Annotated in this window: 16 protein-coding genes and 2 pseudogenes; 9 read left to right on the forward strand and 9 right to left on the reverse strand. The window is 72.9% G+C overall.

What is annotated here, in order from left to right; all coding sequences use genetic code 11:
• Positions 1–14: 14 nt before the first annotated feature.
• The 3 genes from ACGF8B_RS22455 to ACGF8B_RS22465 all read right to left on the reverse strand — a co-directional run bounded on the left by ACGF8B_RS22455 (position 15) and on the right by ACGF8B_RS22465 (position 4,561).
• Entirely contained in the window at positions 15–1,565 is a 1,551-nt protein-coding gene (locus ACGF8B_RS22455; protein WP_392741234.1) for a protein kinase, read from the reverse strand.
• Complete coding sequence (locus tag ACGF8B_RS22460; RefSeq protein ID WP_392741237.1) at positions 1,562–2,248, reverse strand: hypothetical protein; 687 nt, start codon at positions 2,246–2,248, stop codon at positions 1,562–1,564. Before ACGF8B_RS22460 ends, ACGF8B_RS22455 begins: the two co-directional genes overlap by 4 nt.
• A gap of 120 nt (positions 2,249–2,368) precedes the next feature.
• A complete protein-coding gene (locus ACGF8B_RS22465; protein ID WP_392741239.1) occupies positions 2,369–4,561 on the reverse strand; it encodes an N-6 DNA methylase in 2,193 nt (730 codons plus the stop codon).
• Positions 4,562–4,803: 242 nt separating this feature from the next.
• On the opposite strand from ACGF8B_RS22465, the gene ACGF8B_RS22470 reads away from it, so the two are divergent.
• Complete coding sequence (locus tag ACGF8B_RS22470) at positions 4,804–5,655, forward strand: DUF4190 domain-containing protein (RefSeq protein ID WP_392741242.1); 852 nt, start codon at positions 4,804–4,806, stop codon at positions 5,653–5,655.
• Between the two features lie 195 nt (positions 5,656–5,850).
• The gene (locus tag ACGF8B_RS22475; protein ID WP_392741245.1) at positions 5,851–6,570 is read left to right on the forward strand and encodes a hypothetical protein; all 720 of its coding nucleotides are present in this window, start codon (positions 5,851–5,853) and stop codon (positions 6,568–6,570) included.
• A 199-nt stretch (positions 6,571–6,769) separates the two neighbouring features.
• Here the strand turns inward: ACGF8B_RS22475 and ACGF8B_RS22480 are convergent, their stop codons facing one another.
• Both ACGF8B_RS22480 and ACGF8B_RS22485 read right to left on the reverse strand, forming a co-directional pair.
• Positions 6,770–7,504 (reverse strand): HNH endonuclease family protein, encoded by a 735-nt coding sequence (locus ACGF8B_RS22480; protein ID WP_392742011.1) that lies wholly within the window; start codon positions 7,502–7,504, stop codon positions 6,770–6,772.
• Between the two features lie 163 nt (positions 7,505–7,667).
• Positions 7,668–8,540 carry an SDR family NAD(P)-dependent oxidoreductase gene (locus ACGF8B_RS22485; protein WP_392741248.1) on the reverse strand — a complete coding sequence of 291 codons (873 nt, stop codon included), beginning with the start codon at positions 8,538–8,540 and terminating at the stop codon, positions 7,668–7,670.
• Positions 8,541–8,627: 87 nt separating this feature from the next.
• Between ACGF8B_RS22485 and ACGF8B_RS22490 the strand changes: the two genes are divergently transcribed.
• Positions 8,628–9,467, forward strand: a complete 840-nt coding sequence (locus ACGF8B_RS22490; protein ID WP_392741250.1) for a helix-turn-helix transcriptional regulator — start codon at positions 8,628–8,630, stop codon at positions 9,465–9,467.
• A gap of 76 nt (positions 9,468–9,543) precedes the next feature.
• Here the strand turns inward: ACGF8B_RS22490 and ACGF8B_RS22495 are convergent, their stop codons facing one another.
• Positions 9,544–10,410 (reverse strand): hypothetical protein, encoded by an 867-nt coding sequence (locus tag ACGF8B_RS22495; RefSeq protein ID WP_392741253.1) that lies wholly within the window; start codon positions 10,408–10,410, stop codon positions 9,544–9,546.
• 106 nt (positions 10,411–10,516) lie between these two features.
• Here ACGF8B_RS22495 and ACGF8B_RS22500 point away from each other — a divergent pair, with 106 nt between their 5' ends.
• The 5 genes and pseudogenes from ACGF8B_RS22500 to ACGF8B_RS22520 all read left to right on the forward strand — a co-directional run bounded on the left by ACGF8B_RS22500 (position 10,517) and on the right by ACGF8B_RS22520 (position 15,908).
• Positions 10,517–11,119, forward strand: coding sequence for a TetR/AcrR family transcriptional regulator (locus ACGF8B_RS22500; protein ID WP_392741256.1), 603 nt, complete (start codon positions 10,517–10,519; stop codon positions 11,117–11,119).
• Positions 11,120–11,192: 73 nt separating this feature from the next.
• Positions 11,193–12,632, forward strand: a complete 1,440-nt coding sequence (locus tag ACGF8B_RS22505) for an ATP-binding protein (RefSeq protein ID WP_392741258.1) — start codon at positions 11,193–11,195, stop codon at positions 12,630–12,632.
• A 75-nt stretch (positions 12,633–12,707) separates the two neighbouring features.
• A pseudogene (locus ACGF8B_RS22510) lies at positions 12,708–12,827 on the forward strand (TetR family transcriptional regulator); the annotation flags it as partial.
• A gap of 220 nt (positions 12,828–13,047) precedes the next feature.
• Positions 13,048–15,252, forward strand: a pseudogene (locus ACGF8B_RS22515) (Tn3 family transposase); the annotation flags it as partial.
• A gap of 224 nt (positions 15,253–15,476) precedes the next feature.
• A complete protein-coding gene (locus ACGF8B_RS22520; RefSeq protein ID WP_392741261.1) occupies positions 15,477–15,908 on the forward strand; it encodes a hypothetical protein in 432 nt (143 codons plus the stop codon).
• Between the two features lie 370 nt (positions 15,909–16,278).
• On the opposite strand, the gene ACGF8B_RS22525 is transcribed toward ACGF8B_RS22520, so the two are convergent.
• The 3 genes from ACGF8B_RS22525 to ACGF8B_RS22535 are packed head-to-tail and all read right to left on the reverse strand — an operon-like array spanning position 16,279 to position 17,973.
• Entirely contained in the window at positions 16,279–16,857 is a 579-nt protein-coding gene (locus tag ACGF8B_RS22525) for a PASTA domain-containing protein (protein ID WP_392741264.1), read from the reverse strand.
• Positions 16,854–17,402 carry a SigE family RNA polymerase sigma factor gene (locus ACGF8B_RS22530; protein WP_392741267.1) on the reverse strand — a complete coding sequence of 183 codons (549 nt, stop codon included), beginning with the start codon at positions 17,400–17,402 and terminating at the stop codon, positions 16,854–16,856. The genes ACGF8B_RS22525 and ACGF8B_RS22530 overlap by 4 nt, the downstream gene beginning before the upstream one ends.
• Positions 17,403–17,433: 31 nt before the next feature.
• Entirely contained in the window at positions 17,434–17,973 is a 540-nt protein-coding gene (locus ACGF8B_RS22535; RefSeq protein ID WP_266738324.1) for a hypothetical protein, read from the reverse strand.
• Between the two features lie 121 nt (positions 17,974–18,094).
• On the opposite strand from ACGF8B_RS22535, the gene ACGF8B_RS22540 reads away from it, so the two are divergent.
• Entirely contained in the window at positions 18,095–18,487 is a 393-nt protein-coding gene (locus ACGF8B_RS22540; protein ID WP_392741270.1) for an ATP-binding protein, read from the forward strand.
• Positions 18,488–18,496 lie beyond the last annotated feature (9 nt).

Here is an 18,496-nt window from a genome sequence, read left to right on the forward strand (position 1 = left end):
GGGCGGTCCGGCCGTCAGCCGCCCCGCACCTCCACCTGGCGGTCGAGCCTGCGGCGCAGCTCCACCGGCAGCGGGTGGTGCGGCCCGTAGGCCCGCTCGGCGTCGTACAGCAGCGCCTGGAGCTGGACCCGCGCGGTCACGTGGTCGCCGAGCGCGAGCAGCAGGTGCGCGATGCGGTTGCGGATCTCGAAGGCGCGGGCCGGATCGCCGCCCGTGGCGCGGTGGTTCTCGAAGTACGGGAGGACCTCGCGGTACCCGGCGAGCGCGGCGGCCGGTTCGCCGAGCTGTTCCAGGCACTGGGCGGCGTCGTGGCGGAACTGGAGGGTCTGCGGGTCGGCCGGGCCCGCCTCCGCCGCGCGGTCGTCGGCGAGCCGTCGCAGCTCGGGCAGGGCGCGGCGGTACTGGCCGTCGTCCATCAGCGTCGCCGCGTACTGCTTGCGCAGGATGCGGACCACGGCGGAGTCCTCGCCGTGCTGTTCGGCGGCGACCGGGAGGATCGAGCCGAGGATGTCCACGGCCTGGGTGATCCGGCCCTCGCCGAGCAGCTTCTTGACGTCGTCGACGGCGGCGGCCACATCGGGCCGGGCGGCCGTGGGCGCGGGCCGGCCCGGCGGCGGGGACGGGGGCTGCGGCCGGGCGGCGGTGCGGTCGGGCCACGGGGCGTGCGGGCGCAGGAAGGGGCGGGTCGGGTCGAGCGGTCCGACGGAGAGCCCGGTGCCCGGCGCGGGAAGCAGCGGGGCGAGGTGTTCGTACACCTCCTGAGCGCCGGAGGGGCGGTGCTGCGGGTCCTTGGCGAGCAGCCGCAGCACCAGTGCTTCGAGCGGCTCGGGGATGTCGGGCCTGATCCGGCGGACCGGGACCGGCGGCTCGTGGAGGTGGCGGTGGAGCACGCCGAGGGCGGTGGACCCGGCGAACGGCACCTCGCCGCTGAGCAGTTCGTGCAGGAGTACACCGAGGGCGTACAGATCGGTGTACGGGCCGACGGCGCCGCCCATCGCCTGCTCGGGGGCCATGTAGGCCGGGGAGCCGATCGGTGAACCGGTGTGGGTGAGCCGGGTGGTGTCGGTGTCCAGGACGGAGGCGACGCCCAGGTCGAGAACGGTGACGGTGCCGTCCGGACGCACCATCACGTTGCGGGGCTTGAGGTCGCGGTGGACGATCGGCACCGCGTGCACGGCGCACAGGACGGCGCAGAGCTGGGCGGCGACCGCGACGGACCACTGCCAGGGGTACGGGTCGTGTTCGGCGAGATGGTCGGCGAGGTCGGCGCCCTCGACGTACTGCATGACGAGGAACAGGTCGTCGCCGTCGCTGCCCGCGTCGTGGACGGTGACCAGGCCCGGGTGGTCGACCTGGGCGGTGACCCGGCACTCGCGGACGAAGCGGCGGCGCAGCTCGTCCGCGGCCTCGCTGTCGATGGGGCCGGTGACCCGGTCGGGGCGGAGCAGCTTCACCGCGACGCGGCGGTCCAGGCGCTGGTCGTAGGCGGTCCAGACCTGGCCCATGCCGCCCTGGCCGAGGAGGGTCGCCAGTTGGTAGCGCCCGCCGATGAGACGCCCGTTCACCGGCCCTCCTCCTTACGGAGGTAGTCGCTCAGCTCGTCCAGCTCGGCACGGACCTGGTCGATGCGCTGGGGGTGGGGTTGGGGCGAGGAGGCCGGCTGGGGCTGCTGCTTCGGCGCGGTGGGCGGCTGCTGTGCGGGCAGGGACGGAGGTGACGGGACGGGCGTGGGAGCGGGCGCGGGAGCCGGCGCGGGAGCGGTCATGGGCATGTGCACGGGTGCAGGTGAGAATGCGGGTGCGGGTGCGGGCATTCGCGTCGGCACCGTGGGCGCGTACTGGTACCCGTATCCGTATCCCGGCATCGGCGGGGCGGTCGCGTAGCCGCCCGTCGGGTGCGGCTTCGTCAGCCGTTCGTAGTGGCGGATGTCCCCGACCAGGTAGTACGCGAACGAGCCCAGCATCGCCACCAGCAGCAGCGGGATCAGGACGTTGTCGATGCCGCTCGGCTCGTCGTTGCCGTCCCTGCCGAGGATCGGCAGGAGCACGCAGACGAACACGAACCCGGCTCCGGTCAGCCACCAGTCGGACGCCCGGCGGCGCACGATCGCGAGCCGGAGCAGCGGGCTCCACAGCAGCAGCCCGACCGAGCCCACCGAGAGCACGCCGAACAGCACGCGCATCGAGACGATCCAGGCCCGGCTGGGAACCCGGCGCGGCGGCGTCGGCGGATGACCCGGGGCGTACATGGCTGCTCCTGGAGACCTGGTCGTTGAACATCCGCGCACACGCTCCGTGTGCGCAGATCCGAGCGTAAAGGGCGACACCGACAACCGGCCCCGGGTTGTACGGAACCGTTGTGGTTCACCTCACTTCGGGGCGACCGTGCCGTCCGTCAGCCCGTCGTACATCCCCTGTACGAGCTGTCCGCCGAGCCGGCCAGCCAGCCTGAGGGCGTCCTCGAACTCGGCCAGGGCCCGGAACCGTTCCCCGTACCGCTGCTGCTCCGCGAGCGGCAGCCTGGGCAGTTGGAGGCGGCGGGCGTCCAGCCGGGTGGCGGTGGAGGCGTAGCTGCTGGCCTGGCGGTTGTTGGCGGTGCCGCGCAGGAAGCCGGCCAGGAACCAGGGGTCGAGGGCGGCCGGATCGGGGCGCAGCAGCTGGAGGTTGCGGCCGAGCGCGGCGCCCGCCGTGGCGTCGTCGATGACGCGGGCGGCGGATCCGCCGCCGAGGACGGGGACGACGACATCGCCGGGTTCGACGAGGACCGGTTCCTCGGGGGGCCCGTCGGTGGGCAGGCTTCCCGAAGGGGCGGTGGAGCCCAGGACGTCGTGTTCGGTGAGTACGGGCCCCGGGCCGGTGCCGGAGCCGCCGGTGCGGAGCTGGAGTGCGCCGGCGCGGGCGAGTTCGCCGACGGTGGTCAGGGGCCAGTGGGCCGGGTCGGAGAGGGTCACGGCGGGCGGGGTGAGGGCGCCGGTGCGGCCGAGCGTCTCGGCCAGCCGTTCCCGTACCCGGATCAGCTCGCCGGGGCCGCCCGCGGCGGCCGGGGGCGGCAGATGGCGGGCGGGGGCCAGATCCACGTCGTCGTCGAGGAGTTCGATGACGGGGACGGCGCGGCCGGCGCCGGTGCGGGCCGCGGCCGGGGCGGAGCCCTCGAAGGACTGCCAGGCGTCGAGCACGGTGCGGCGCACCGCCTGCCAGTCGAGCCGGTCGCGCCCGCCGGTCGCGGAAGGCTGCCCTCCCGAGGCCGGTTCGGCGGGTTCCGCGGTGTCGACCAGCAGCAGTTCGGGCGCGGGGTGCGCCCCGCTGCCGGGCTTGCGGAGCACCCAGAGGTGCAGCGGGATGCCGTACGGGGGCGCGGCGCCGGCCGGGAGCGCGATGACGGCGCGCAGGGCGCCGCGGCGCAGCAGGTCGGCGCGGATCCGGCGGCCGGAGCGGCGCGAGGCGGCGGCCGGGGGCATCAGCAGTACGGCGGTGCCGCCCTCGCGCAGATGGGCCAGGGCGTGCTGGACCCAGGCGAGTTCGGACTCGGTACGGGCCGGGAAGCCGTATTCCCAGCGGGGGTCGTAGGCGAGTTCGTCGTGGCCCCAGTTGCGTTCGTTGAACGGCGGGTGGCAGAGCACGGCGTCGGCGGCGAGCTGCGGGAAGGCGTCGGCGCGCAGGGTGTCGGCGGTCCGTGCCGCCAGGGCGCAGCCGGTGTCGGTGTGCAGGGCGAGCCTCAGCGCGGTGAGCGCGGCGAGGTCGGGGTCGGTCTCCTGGGCGTACAGGGCTGCGGGGGCGGCGACGGCGCGCAGCAGGGCGCCGGTGCCCGCGGCCGGGTCGAGGACCGTGCGGGCGGGCCGCTCCCCCGCCTCCGCCAGGGCGGCCATCAGCTCGGCGAGTCCGGGCGGGGTGAGTGTGTACTGGCGCGGGTTGGCGTCCAGCTGACGGCCGAGCAGGAACTCGAAGGTCTCCCCGGGCCCGGTCCCGGCGGCGAGTTCCGCGACGGCGCGGAGCAGCGGTACGGACGGGAGCAGTTCGGTGCCGCTCGGGGTGTGAACGGCCCGGCCGCCTTCCGCCGCGTGAACGGTCCGGCCGCCTTCCATCGTGTGAACGGTCCGGCCGCCTTCCGCCGCGTGAACGGTCCGGCCGCCTTCCGCCGCGTGAATGGCCCGGTCGTCCTGCGTCGCCGGTCCGAAGCGGGCGGTGAGCGCCTTGTCGAGGGCGAGGGACAGCACGTCGGCCACCCGTTCGTCGGGTGCGGCGGCGATCTCCGGCCAGGTCTTGGGGCTGGTCCGCAGGAGCAGCAGCGCGCAGCCCGTGTGGACCAGGGCGGGGACCGCGCCGGCCGGGTGCCCGGCGACCTGCTGCCAGACCCGCTCGCGCAGCGGGACCTCGGCGATTTTCCCCTGGTCGCGGAGCCACTGCTCGACCTCGGCGAGCGCGAAGGACGGGCTCGTCTCGGTGCCGCCGACGGGCTTGGGGAAGTCGGCGTGGCGTCGGCGCCAGTTGCTGACCGCGGCACGTCCCACCCCCGCCAGCCGTGCGATCCCGGCCGCGGTCACCTCTGTCGAGTTCTCCGGCACTGGCTGTCTCCCTGGTCCTGACACTCGTCCCGGTACTGGTTGTCGGCGAGCATACCGACCAGGTTCACACGACACCGATTCACAGCGTGCATCAATCCATTCTCCGTGAACCGTGTTGACTCGGTTCACAAGCTCTGCTGTTATTGACCCATCGCCGCACAAGCCGATGCGCAGGGCGATGCACACGAGCGACGCACGGAACCGCTCACCATCCATTTCTGCTTTCGCCGGAGGGCACAGCCATGTCCCAGTTCACGCAGCCGCCGCAGTCCCCGCAGCCCCAGCAGCCGTACGCCCCCGCCCAGATGCCGGGCGCACGTCCGGCCCGTAACGGACTGGGCATCGCGGCCCTCGTCCTGGGTGTCATCGGCGCCGTGTCCGGGCTGATCCCGTTCATGTTCTGGCTGGCGGGCATCCTGGGCCTCATCGCCCTGATCCTCGGCCTGTCCGGCCGGGGCCGGGCGAAGCGCGGAGAGGCCACCAACAAGGGGATGGCGACCTTCGGCGCCGTGCTCGGCCTGATCTCGCTGGTCCTCGCGGTGGTGGGCGCGGTGATCACGTTCAAGGCGGTGGACGACGCCGTGAACGACCTCAACAAGGCGGTGTCCGACACCACGGCCTCCGCGAAGCCGAAGCCCGGCGCGGACTCCGCGAAGGGCGGGGGCGCGGACAAGGGCGACGCGGGCAAGAAGAAGGACACCGGAAAGGCGCTGGAGGCCGGCGACTCGGCCGTGTACGACGACGATCTGACGGTCACGGTCGGCGACGCCACCTCGTACACCCCGGACGCGTACGCCGCCGGGCACACCAAGGGCCAGAAGGCATACCGGGTCGCCGTCGTCATCGAGAACGCGGGCAAGGAGAAGTTCGACTCCGCGCTCGTCAGCGTCTCGGCCCGGGCCGGCCAGGACGGCGTGGACGCCGAGCAGATCTTCGACAACAAGGTGGGCGCGGGCTTCAGCGGCACGGTCCTGCCGGGCAAGAAGGTCACCGTCCAGTTCGCCTTCGACACTCCGGCGGACGCCAAGAACCTGACGGTCGAGGTCAACCCCGGCTTCACGTACGACGCCACGCAGTGGGACCTGAAGCTCTGACCGTCCTTCTGGAACGGGACAGAACGAACCGACCAGAACGAGACCGGAGAGAACGAGACCGGAGAGACCGGAGCCGGAGAGATCCGACCGGCCAGGGCCGACCAGCCAGAAGCAACCGGCCGGAGCCGGCTGGTCGGAACCAACCGGCCGGAACCGACCGGAGAGAACGAACCGGAGAGACCGGAGCCGCCCACCATGCGCCTTCCCGCCCGCGCCTCGGCAGCCACCCTGAGCGCCGCGACCGCCCTCGCCCTCGCGACGGCCTGCGGCCTGCTTCCGGACGACGCACCCGACACCACCGCCCCCTACGCCCGGCTGACCGCCCCCGAGGTCGCCGACAAGGCCCTGGCGACGACCCGCGCCGCCAAGTCCGTACGCATGACGGTGGAGGCGGCCTCCCCCGAGGGCCCGGTCGAGGCTTTCGTGGCCACGGACATCCGGGGCGAGTGCACGGTCACGCTCTCCATGGGCGCGGCGGGCACCATGGAGCTGGTGCGGACGGGCGGCGCGGTCCGGGTCCGCTCCGACGCCGCGATGCTGCGATCGGCTTCCACCGCGCCGGCCGAGAACCTCGCCGGACGCTGGGTCGGCCCCACCGCCGCCGACCGGCACGCGAGACTGGCCGAGCGCTACTGCGACCGGGAGACCTTCCTCGGCCTCCTCGCGCCGAAGACCGGAACGGCCCGCAGGGAACGGACGCCGACGCCCGGCTCCGGCACCCCCGCCCTGACCGTCACCGGCGGTTCGCGCGACGGGAAGTGGACGGCGGACATCGCCACCGAAGGAAGGCCCTTCCTGCTGAGGCTGCGCCTCCCGCGCGGCGGAATGGGAGACGGCACCGGCCCCGCCACCCCCGTGACGGTCGAATTCTCCGCGTTCGACCAGCCGTTCAAGGTGAAGAACCCGAAGCCCTGACCCGCCGGGCGCTCCCACCGAAGAACCCGAAGCCCTGACCCGCCGGGCGCTCCCGCCGCAGAATCCGAAGCCCTGCCCCGCCGGCCCTGTCCCTGGGCGCTCCCGTCACAGAACCCGAAGCCCCGCCCCCGGGCGCTCCCGTCACAGAACCCGCCCCGCCCCGGGGCGGGTTCCGCGTGCTACCGCCCCGCCTCCGCGCTCAGCCGCCGCACTGCTCCAGCATCGCCGTCTTGTCGGCGGTGGTGACGGGAAGCCCGTACTTCAGCGACACCTGCGCGAACCGCACCGCGTACGAGCAGCGCACCGGCTTGTACGGCGGCAGCCAGGACGCCGGTCCCGAGTCGCGCTTGGCGTTGTTGGCCGGACCGTCCACCGGGATGAGGTTGAGCGGATCGTTGGCGATCTGCTGCCGCTTGGCCCCGTCCCAGCGCGCGGCGCCCATCTGCCAGTCGTACGAGAGCGGCATGACGTGGTCGATCTGGACCTTGGTGGCCTGCTGCTTGCGCCAGTCGATGGTGGAGCCGGTGTACGGGTCCTTGAGGGTCATCGACACGACCACGCAGTCCGAACCGGACCGGTACTTCAGGTCCTTGCCGTCCCTGGCGAGGAGGTCGTTACGGGTGTCGCAGCCGTTCCTCGCGAGCGGTATCCCGTCGACCGAGTCCTTCCAGGCGTAGCCGAACTTGTCCCGCGCGTAACCGGTCTTCGGCCCCCGCCCCTTCGTCGCCACCTTCTCGATGACCTTCCGGCCGGCCGCCCGGTCCGCCTCGGAGGTGAGCGGCGCGAGGCCCGGCTTCGTACCGTCGGCGTTGTCGAGCGGGCTGGCCCCGAATCCGGTGACGGCCTGCCCGCCACCGCCTCCTTTGGAGGGCGTGGGCTCCGGGTCACAGCCGGCCAGGGTCAGCACCGCCGCCACGCTGAGGGCGGGCAGCATCACTCGGTATGCGCGGGGAGATATCACTCGGAACCGTCCTGACGGGGAGAAAGCCGAACCCGGGAATCCTACGGAGGTCTTCCCCGCTGACGGGTGCTCATGGGCGCGCCGCCACCCCGATGCGGCCGGAATCACACCCTCCGCCCGTGGTTCGGCGCCCGGCTCAGGACCGCATGCCGCCGTCCACGCGCAGGACGGTGCCGGTCACGTAGGAGGCGCGGTCGCTGAGCAGCCAGGCGGCGGCCTGGGCGATCTCGTCCGGGTCGGCCGCGCGGCCCAGCGGGGTCTGGCCGTTGAGCTGCTCGATGATGCCGGGCGAGTCCGCCTCCCACTCGTGGACCATCTCGGTGAGCGTGGTGCCGGGCGCGATGGCGTTGACCCGGATGTTCTCCGGGCCGTAGGTGACGGCGGCCGACGCGGTGAGGCTGTTGACCGCCCGCTTCGCGGCGCCGTAGGCGGGCAGCCAGGGGTTGCCCATCAGGCTGCCGACGCTGGAGGTGTTGACGATCGCCCCGCTCCCGGCGGTGGCCCGGATCGCGGCGATCTCGGCGTTCATGGCGAGCCACGGCCCCTTGAGGTCGACCGCGTACACACGGTCGAAGTCGGCCTCCGCCAGCTGGTCCATCGGGCCGGGCGGCTGAGCCGTCGCGCCGTTGTTGAAGGCGGCGTCGAGCCGGCCGTACAGCTCCACGGTCCGGTCGACGGCGGCCCGGATGCTCGCCGGGTCGGCCAGGTCGCACAGCGCGTACTCCGCGGTGCCGCCCGCCGCCCGGATCTCCTCGGTCACCGCCTTGAGCTGGGCCTCGGTACGGGCGGCGAGGAGCACCCGGGCACCCTCCCGGGCGAAGAGCCGCGCGGCGGCCGCGCCGATGCCCCGGCCGGCTCCGGTGACGAAGGCGACCTTGCCGGCGAGCAGGCCCGAAGACGCGGCGGACGGGGTGGCTGCGGTGGACGGGGCGGATGGGGTGGACGGGCTGGAATGGGCGGACGGGCTGGACGGGGCGGCTGCGGTGGACGTGAGCGTCGTGTCGTTCATGCCGACGAGCCTGCGCCGGGCCGCGCCCCTCATCCAGGCACCGGCAGTACCTGGCTGGGCCGGCCGGAGCTCGCGCACACTGGACGGGTGGATCGACGAGAACTGGCAGGTTTCCTGCGCAGCAGGCGCGAGCGGATCACCCCCGCCGACGTGGGGCTGCGCGCCGGGCCGCGCCGCCGCACCCCGGGGCTGCGGCGCGAGGAGGTGGCGCAGCTGGCATTCATCTCGACCGAGTACTACACCCGGCTGGAGCAGGCACGCGGCCCGCACCCCTCCCGCGAGGTGCTGGTCCAGCTCGCTCGCGCCCTGCGCCTGTCGGACGCCGAGCGCGACCATCTCCACCACCTCGCCGGCACCCCGCCCGGCCCGTCGAGGGAGGTGCGGCAGAGCATCGTCGACCTGCTGCACCGGCTGCCGGAGGCCGCGTCGCTGGTGCTGTCGGCGACGTACGAGGTGATCGCCTGGAACGATCTGGCCGCCGCGCTGATGGAGGACTTCTCCGCCCTGCCGCGCCGGGACCGCAACCTCATCCGGCGCGCCTTCCTGGGACCGCACCGCAACGGCCGGCCGCTGTACGGCGTCTCGGACGCGGACGAGTTCATCCGGACCTCGACCCAGCACCTGCGCGCCGCCGCGGCCCGCTACCCCGGCGACCCGGAGGTGACCGGCCTGGTGGACGAACTCCTGGCCGGCAGCGAGGAGTTCGCCCGCATCTGGGCCGCCCACGACGTGGCCGCCCGCCCCACCCTCTGCAAGACCTTCCACCACCCCCTCGTCGGCCCCGTGTCCGTCAACTGCGACGTCCTGGACATCGCCGACCGGGACCAGCGGGTCGTCATCTACACCGCCACCCCCGGCTCACCGTCCGAACAGGCACTGCGCCTCCTGTCGGTCGTCGGCACCCAGCGCCTGGACGTACCCGGCTGAGGCGCCCCGCCCGCGCATCGCCCGCACGAGGGACCCCACCCGCACGAGGTGCCTCGCCCGGATTGCGCCCGCCCCCTCACACCTTGCCGATGCCCAGCGTCGTTTCGGACGGCAGCAGCCCGGAGCCGATCACCGCCACCCACAACGGCCCCAGCAGCTCTACCAGCCGCTCCCGCTCCTCCTCGCCGAGCGCCCGCCAAGGCGCGGCGGCGGCCTCGTCCGTACGTCGCTCGACCTCGGCACGCAACGCCCGCCCCGCCTCGGTCGCCACCCCGTCTTCCGTCAACAGTCCGCGCTTCACGAGCCGTTGACGAGCCTCTCGCCACTCCTCGTCGCTCCAGCCCCGGCTCGCGAACACCTCCGGCCGTGCCGCACCGATGGCGGCGAAGGAGACCAGGGACTCGACCGGGTCGAGGCCGGCCCCGACGAGCGCGGCGAGATGGCCGTCGCCGCGGTGTTCGCGCAGGACGGTCGCCGCGTGCCAGAGCACGAGGTGCGGTTCGTCCGGCCAGGGCAGTGCGGCGTTGGCGGCGGCGAGCGGTCGGCCGTCCGTGTCGGCGGCCACCGCGACGCGTCGCACGAGCGCGGCGGCCTCGGCCGTCTCCGGAGCGGCGACCGCCTCCCCCAGCAGCGTCCGGTAGGCGCGGTCGACGGCCCGGCGCCGGGCAGCGAGTACGGCATCGGGCGAGGCGACGGACCAGGCGGCGGGAACGTACTCATCCACCATCGCCGGACTGAAGCTGTGGAAGGTCTCCACGACCCGGCCGGCCCCGGCCTCCCCGAGCGGCGCGGCACGCCAGGCGAAGTAGCTCGGCCAGCGCTCGTCGGTACGCAGGCCGAGCGCGGCGGCCTCCTCGAAGGACTCCGGCGCGTAGTACAGAACGGCGTGCAGGGGTTCCAGCAGATGCCACATCCGACGCACCCGGCCCAGCTCCTCGGACATGTCTCCGCCCTCCGTAGCACCACTTATCTTGTCACTGACTAGTTCCCCAGGGTGCCCTTCACTCACCAAACTTGTCAACGACTAGATTCCGCGTAATCTCCTGCCCATGACCAGCGAGCGCACCTACCACCACGGCGACCTGCGGCGCGCCGTCCTCACCGCCGCACTCGACGTCATCCGCACCGAGGGGCCGGGGGCGCTGAGCCTGCGCGACCTGGCCCGCCGGGCCGGCGTCTCCCACGCGGCCCCCGCCCACCACTTCAAGGACCGCACGGGACTGCTCACCGCCATCACGACGGAGGGGTACGAGCGGTTCGCCGACGCCCTGGCCGACGCCCCGGACCTGCGGGAGCGGGGCGTGCGATACGTACGGTTCGCCGCCGACCACCCCGCCCACTTCCAGGTGATGTTCCAGCCGGACCTCTACCGCGCCGACGACCCCGGGCTGCTCGCCGCGAAGGACCGGGCCACCGCCGAGCTGCGCGCGGGCGTCACCGGCCTCCCCGCCACCGGACGGGGCGACGATCCCCGGCTCGCGGGCGTGGCCGCCTGGTCCCTGGCCCACGGCTTCGCCACCCTGTTGCTGAGCGGCAACCTGGAGGGGGCGGTGGGCACGCGGGATCCGGAGGCGGTGTTCAGGTCACTCGCGGAGTTGCTGTTCGCGCCGGAGAGCGACCACCCCGGGCCGCACCAAGGGCACGGCGCTTAACATTCATCTACGTAAGTTACATCGATGTACCATTTACCCACGCATGCTTCCTCCAGCCCGGAAGGCAAGACGCATGGGCTTCTACGGCCGTCAACGCACGCTCGCCGATCTGGAACGCCGCACACTGCGCATCCGGGAGTCCGGAACGGGACAGCTGCTCGCTGTGCGGGGCCGTCGGCAGGTGGGGAAATCCCGGCTCTTCACACGCTTCGTCGAGCAGTCGGGACTGCCCTACCTCTACTTCTCCGCAGTGAAGAACGCGCCGCCCGCCACCCAGCTTCAGACCCTCACCGCCGAGTTGCACACCTCGACGACCCCGCTCACCGACGCCGATTCCCTCTTCTCCGCTCCCCCCAGCGACTGGCGGGACGCGCTGGGCAGAATCGCCGTCGCGTGCCGCAGCACCCCCTCCGTCGTCGTCATCGACGAGTTCCCATGGGCTGTCGCGGCAGACCCGACCCTGGAGGGGCAGCTCCAGAACGCCTGGGACCGCCGGCTGGAGAGCACCCCCGTTCTCTTTGTGCTGATCGGTTCCGACGTCGGAATGATGGAACGGCTGACCGAGCACGACAGGCCGCTCTACGGCCGGGCCAGGAGCACCACTGTCGCCCCCTTCGACCCCGCCGAATGCGCCGAGGCCCTGGGCAGTGGAGGGGACCCGTCGGCCGCTTTCGACACCGCGCTCATCACCGGGGGTTACCCGCGCCTCGTGCTGGACCGCGCTCGCGCGCGCAGCACCCGGGCTTTCGTGCACGAGCAACTCGGGGACGAGAACAGCGACCTGGCCGTGATGGGGCAGCGGTCCCTCGACGCCGAGTTCCCCGACGCGCAGCAGGCGCGGCGCGTCCTGTCCGCGATGGGGGGCGCCGACATCGGAGTCAGTACCTTCACCCAAGTCGTCGGAAGGCTTCCCGAGGAAGGGAGCACCGCGCACACAGCGGTCACCAGGGCCATAAAGGTGCTCGCCGGCAAGGGGGTGGTCAGCGTCGACGTACCGGTGGGCGCGCCCTCGAACAGCAAGCTGCGGCGCTACCGCATCGACGACCCGTACCTGCGCTTCTGGTTCCGTTTCGTCGACGAACAGCAGGCCCACATCGCCCGTGGCCGACCGGACATCGCCCGCGCGGCCTTCGACCGGGGCTGGCCGAGCTGGCGGGGCCGCGCCGTCGAGCCACTCGTCCAGGAGGCGGTGAACCGGCTCAGCCCGGAGCTGCCGGGGCTGGAGGACGCCGGACAGGTGGGGAGTTGGTGGAACCGTGACAACAGCCAGGAGTACGACATCGTCGTCCCCGCCGCCTCGGGGAGGCGCACGCTCCTCCTCGGCTCGGTCAAGTGGCGTGAGGCCAAGCGCTTCAGCGCCCGCGAACTCGCGCACCTCGCCGAGGCACGATCCGTCGTACCGGGCGCGTCGGCGGCCCCGCTGCTGGCGGTGTGCCCGGCGGGGGTCGAGGACGGCGTACGCCCGGATCTGACGCTCAGTCCTGCGGATCTGCTGGCCGCCTGGCGCGGTTGAGGAATGCGGGCGGCAGCCAGGATCCGATCCCTCCGCTTCAGGCCGGCGCAGTCACCCGATCCGGATCCCGTACCGCCTGAGTCTCTGGCGCTACGTCGGCATGGCGACACAACTGCTCACACCGTCGGCGTCTCCCACGCGGCACCCGCACACCACTTCAAGGACCGCACGGGCCTGCTCACCGCCATCGCCGCCCGGTCGCCGGTCCACGGATTCGCCACGCTGCTGCTGAGCGGCAAGCTGGAGGGTGGTGGGCGGCCGAGACCCGGAGGATGTGTTCCGGTCGCTCACGGAGTCGGTGTTCGCGTCGTCGGATGAGCGGTCGGCGCCGGACGGGCCGGAGCGGGGTGACGCGTACCGCCCAGCGCCCGCTCCCGTTCCATGTCAGCCGCATCCCCACCCGCCACAGCGGGCTGCCCCACGGCTGGAGCGGTCGGCGGAGCCGAAGCGCACCGCGCTGCTGACCGCGGTGGTCCGCAGCCTGGAGGCGGCGGCGATCGACGACGCGCTGGACCTGTTCGCGCTGCTGATGGCCACCTGGCTGATCAACCCGGCCCGGCGGGTCTCCGGCCGGGAGCGGCTGGTGATGTTGCCGCACCTGGAGAAGGCGTCGCGCACGGTGGCGAAGGCGGCCCGGGTGCTGATCCGCGAGCTGGAGCTGACCGACGAGGTCGAGGCGGATCTGGATGTGGCGGCGCTGTGGCGGGCACTGGAGGAGGTCGTCTCGCGGGCCGCGGTGAACAGCGCGGTGCGGGTGGTCGAGCAGCTGGTGCCCGAGGACGACGGCTCGGCGGAGATCGCGCTGCGCCAGCAGCTGACCGGCCGGTACAACACGGTGCGCCCGTTCCTCGCGCTGCTGGGCGACAGCGACGCGCTCGGGGCCGCGCAGGGCGGGCGCCGCGTGCTGAAGGCGGTGCGGCGGCTGCCGGTGCTGGCCCGGCGCAAGGTGGCCCAGCGCCCGCTGCTGCCCAAGGAGATCGACGCCGAGCTGGTGCCGCCGGCCTGGCGCAAGGCGGTGTACTCCAACACCGCGCTGCCCGAGGGCGCGGTCGACCGTGACGCCTACGTGGTGTGCGTGCTGGAGCAGCTGCACCGCGCGCTGACCCGGCGCGACGTCTTCGCCGCGCCGTCGAACCGCTGGTCCGACCCTCGGGCGCGGCTGCTGGACGGCGCCCGGTGGGAGGCGGTGCGCGAGGACGTGCTGGCCGGCCTGAGCCTGACCGAGCCGGTGGACGAGCACCTGGACGGGCTGACCTGCGGGCTGGACACGGCGTGGCGGCAGATGGCGGCCCGGCTGGAGGAGGCGGGCCCGGCGGCGAAGGTGGAGATCGTGGTGCCGCCGGAGGGCGGGCGGGCCCGGCTGAGCGTGGACAAGCTCGGCGCGCTCGGCGAGAGCCGGTCGCTGAACTGGCTGCGCAAGACCACGCTGGCGATGCTGCCGCGCATCGACCTGCCGGACCTGCTGTTCGAGGTGCACTCCTGGACCGGGTTCCTGGACGCCTTCACCCACGTCTCCACCAGCGCGACCCGGATGGAGGGCCTGCCGGTCAGCCTGGTGGCGCTGCTCGTGAGCGAGAGCTGCAACATCGGGCTGACCCCGGTGACGAACCCGGCCTACCCGGAGCTGACCCGCAGCCGGCTCTCCCACGTGGACCAGAACTACCTGCGGGCCGACACGATCGCAGCCAGCAACGCCCTGCTCATCTCGGCCCAGGCGCGGGTGCCGCTCGCGCAGAGCTGGGGCGGCGGAATGCTCGCCTCGGTGGACGGCCTGCGGTTCGTCGTGCCCAAGCGCAGCATCAACTCGGCGCCCTCGCCCAAGTACTTCGGGCAGAAGAGGGGTCTGACCTGGCTCAACGCACTGAATGACCAGGTGTCGGGGATCGGCGCGATGCTGGTGCCCGGCCCCCCGCGCGACTCCCTGTTCATCCTGGACACCCTGCTGAACCTGGACAGCGGGGTGCGCCCGGAGATGGTGGCGACCGACAACGCCTCGTACTCCGACATGGTCTTCGGGATCTTCAAGATGCTCGGCTTCCGCTTCGCGCCGCGCTTCCGCGACCTGGCCGACCAGCGGTTCTGGCGCGCCGACATCCCCGGCGAGCAACCGGCCAGCGGCTACGGGCCGCTGGAGGCCATCGCCCGCAACAAGGTGAACCTCAAGAAGATCCGCGAGCAGTGGCCCGACATGCTGCGGGTGGCCGGGTCGCTGATCACCAACCAGGTCCGCGCCTACGACCTGCTGCGGATGTTCGGCCGCGAAGGCCACCCCACCCCGCTGGGGCAGGCGTTCGCCGAGTACGGCCGGATCGAGAAGACCTTCCACCTCTTCGACCTGGTCGACCCGGTGGACGACACCTACCGGCGCCGGATGAACCGCCAGCTCACCGTGCAGGAGTCCCGCCACACCCTGGCCCGCGCGATCTGCCACGGCCAGCGCGGCCACATCCAGCAGGCCTACAAGGACGGCCAGGAGGACCAGTTGGCCAGCCTCGGACTGGTCCTCAATGCCGTGGTGCTGTGGAACACCCGCTACCTCGACGCCGCCGTCGAGCAGCTGCGGGCGCTGCCCGCCGACCAGCGCGAGCACGACGTCCTGGACGAGGACGTCGCCCGCCTCAGAGGGCGGCCCAGCGCCGCATGGTCGGGCGGGTCAACTGCGGCGGGGTGCTCAACCGTGACGGTCTGGCGTTCTGGCGCGAGGCCGACTGCGGGGAGTACTGGCCCGACGCCGACGAGGTCGCCGCGGACCTGGCGGTGCTGCAGGTGCCCTGCGAGATCGTGACGGCCTACCGGTTCCCCTTGGCGAACGACCATTCCAAGCGGGCCCGCAAGGGCTAGGAGGTGCGGATCGCGACCAAGGACCTGCCCTCGCCGGAGGTGTGGATGCCCTCCCTCAAGGAGCGTCGCACCCCGATGCCCGAGGACGCGCCCGGCTGGGGCTTCGTGTACTTCCAGCCCTCCCCCGGGCAGATGGGGCTCTGCATCCGCACGAACATGGCGGCGGCCTGGCCGTGGTGGAGCGAGAAGCAGGCCGCCCGGACGGGCCTGTTGTGCGCCGAGTGCGGTTGGGACCTGCGCAAGAACGACGGCGATGACGACCACGTGGCCTACAACATCCCGAGAAGGCCCGGCGGCTGGCGCCTGCTGTGCGGGGCCTGCTGCAACCACGGCGAGGACGTCATGGGCCCGGACGATGCCCCCGCCGGCTCGCCCGTGCCTGCCCAGGCGGTGCCGTCCGTGCCGGCCACCTTCGCCGCCGGCGGTGCCTCGTGATGCTGGTCGCCGAGCTCAAGGGGTACCTCGACGTCGGGGCAACGCCCCCACCCGCCCTCCCTTCCCGCTCCGGGAGGGAGGGCGGGTTCTTTTACCCGGTTCTTTCTACAGGGCGTCAGCACCACCGGACGCCGGTCGACCGGCGTCCGGTACGACCTGCGCGGACGCGGCGCGCCGGGCCCGCGTCCGCGCCGGTCGGGGCCGCCGCCTCGGGCAGGACCTCCGCGACCCAAAGACGATGCCGAGCGAGCTGCGCGGCTGACGGCATCGGAGCCCGCCACCCGCAGCCGTTCCCCCGCTCCGGGTGGCTCCCCTGCCCGGCAGGACGGGGCGCCGTCCTGCCGGTGCGCGGGCCGAAGGGCCCGGTCGCTCAGGTTCTGCCGGGTTTGCCCGTCGAGACCAGCAGGAGGACGGACGAGCCCGGTGCCACCGGTTCTGCGCCGCCCCGGGGGGCACTGCTGATCACCTGCCCGGCGGGAGCGTTCCAGTCCGTGTGCCGCATGATCGTGCAGCTCAGTCCGAGTCCGCGCAGCAGGCTTCCGGCCTGTTCGACCGGCATGCCGGCCAGGTCCGGCAGCGCGATGCCCGCTCCCGCGGTCTGCTCCTGCTCCTGTGTCGGAGTCGCATCGGCGCTTCCGCTCTTGGGGGTGCCGGTGGCGAGCGGGGTGCACGCCCCGTTCGCCGGTGGGGACAGGGACGGGGAGGCGCCGGGCGCGGGCGGCACGGGCTTCAGCGCGAAGAACCCCACCGTGGCGCACGCCAGCACGCAGCAAGCCGCAGCGGTGCCGAGGAGCGCCCGGCGGGTGCGGCTGCGGCTGACGGCTCGCTCGATCGCGGCCGCGTCGACGACCGGCGCCGTCGGCCCGTCGACGAAGGAGGCCACCGCGGCACGCAGCTCGGCTTCGAGGCCCGGCTCGAACGGGGCGGGTCCGGACGACGTGTTCCTCACTTCGTACCTCCGAAAGCGGCCGACGGGGTGTGCGGCGCCTGGGCGCCCGATACGGAATCGCGCAGCTTGGCCAGGCCGCGGGCGAGCTGGGACCTCACCGCACTCGAAGAGATGTCCAGGACGCCGGCGACCTGCCGGACGTCCAGATCGTGCAGGTAGTACAGGACCACCACGCTGCGCATGCCCATCGGCAGCCCGAGCAGTGCCTCGATCAGTTCCGCGCGCAGATCCACCTGCCCGAACCGGTCCCGGGGGTCGGCCGTCTCGGGCACCCCCGACAGCCCGGGGCGCTCGCCCAGGCGCGACAGCCGCCGCCAGCGGTCGTTGGCCAGGTTGACCAGCACTTTGCGCACGTACGCCTCCGGCGAGTCCGCCACCTCGACCTTCCGCCAGTGTCGGCACGCCCGCTCCAGCGCCTCCTGCACCAGATCCTCGGCCACGTGCACGTCACCGGTCAGCGCATACGCGGTGCGGAACAACGCTCCCGACCGCTGTGCGACGAACTCCGTGAATCCGTTGCCCGGACCGCTCCTGCGAAACCTCACCCGCCGACCTCCTCTCCTCGTCCCGTCCCGATCACTGCCCCCATGACGGCGGAACGGGGCCGGGTGCTGCACCGAGCCGCCGGCAGTGACGTGAATCACAGCTGGGACGGAAGGGTGTCCCAGGACCTCGCGCCGCTGCCGCCCGGGGTGGGGGCGGGGCCCGGCGTCCCGCGCGGGCGGACGCGACGCCGCTCTCGACCTCGGCGAGTTCGCCCCCGCCGGCCCCGTCCTGCGGGTCATCCCCGGCGGCCGGGACAACCGGCCCGGGTCGGCAGGGTAACGGCCGGCCGTCGCCTTCGCCGTGCTCTCGGAGCCACTCGGCGACATCGTGCACCTCGTGCACCCGGCGCCCGGTGACTTCCTCGTGCAGGTCCATGTCCTCGGTGTCGAGGGCGATCAGGATCGCGGTGCCGCGCAGGGCGGAGGCGACGTTCAGCAGGTCCTCGTCGCGGTAGTCCTGCATCCGCCAGCCGAGATCGCCCATCCGCTCGACCAGCAGCCGCAGGCCGCCCGCGGCTGCCACGGCCTGGCGGGCGAGAGCGGCAAGCTCGGCGTTCCGGTCCTCAGCCACACCTCCAGCGTGCGCCCGTTCCGGCCGGGCCGCCCCCGGCATCGAAGATCATTCCTTAGCGCTAACCGCTGTACCGCTGTTACTCGCGACCGATGCCCCACGAGCAAGACGGTGGACCACCGTGTCTCTGTCGCAGCAACGGCGCTTTCCCCGACGACGCACCTCTGTCGGTGCCTCACGCGACTTCGTCGTCGAAGTACTCACGGAGTGGCAGCTCACACCCTTGATCGAGGACATAAGGCTCTGCGTCTCGGAACTGGCGACCAATGCCCTGCTGCACGGCGTCCCGCCGGGAAGGGAGTTCGCCGTCCGCCTCCGCGCAACAGAGGATCTTGTGCGCCTGGAAGTGCGGGACAGCGGTGGCGGACGACCGGCGATCCAGCACGCGGAAGACGACTGCTGCTCGGGGCGCGGCTTATTCCTGGTCGATGAACTTGCCGCGGAGTTCGGCGTCGACCACCACATCGTCGGCAAGACCGTCTGGCTCGCGTTCAAGAGACCGGCCACCCCATGAAAAAGCTCG

Origin of the sequence: Streptomyces sp. NPDC047917 (assembly GCF_043204345.1) — a bacterium.
Classification (GTDB): Bacteria; Actinomycetota; Actinomycetes; order Streptomycetales; family Streptomycetaceae; genus Streptomyces; species Streptomyces sanglieri.

Coding starts and splice junctions, on each gene's coding strand:
- ACGF8B_RS22460 (WP_392741237.1), bottom strand. CDS start 2,248: ATGTACGCCCCGGGTCATCCGCCGACGCCGCCGCGCCGGGTTCCCAGC.
- ACGF8B_RS22470 (WP_392741242.1), top strand. CDS start 4,804: ATGTCCCAGTTCACGCAGCCGCCGCAGTCCCCGCAGCCCCAGCAGCCG.
- ACGF8B_RS22475 (WP_392741245.1), top strand. CDS start 5,851: ATGCGCCTTCCCGCCCGCGCCTCGGCAGCCACCCTGAGCGCCGCGACC.
- ACGF8B_RS22480 (WP_392742011.1), bottom strand. CDS start 7,504: ATGCTGCCCGCCCTCAGCGTGGCGGCGGTGCTGACCCTGGCCGGCTGT.
- ACGF8B_RS22485 (WP_392741248.1), bottom strand. CDS start 8,540: ATGAACGACACGACGCTCACGTCCACCGCAGCCGCCCCGTCCAGCCCG.
- ACGF8B_RS22495 (WP_392741253.1), bottom strand. CDS start 10,410: ATGTCCGAGGAGCTGGGCCGGGTGCGTCGGATGTGGCATCTGCTGGAA.
- ACGF8B_RS22500 (WP_392741256.1), top strand. CDS start 10,517: ATGACCAGCGAGCGCACCTACCACCACGGCGACCTGCGGCGCGCCGTC.
- ACGF8B_RS22505 (WP_392741258.1), top strand. CDS start 11,193: ATGGGCTTCTACGGCCGTCAACGCACGCTCGCCGATCTGGAACGCCGC.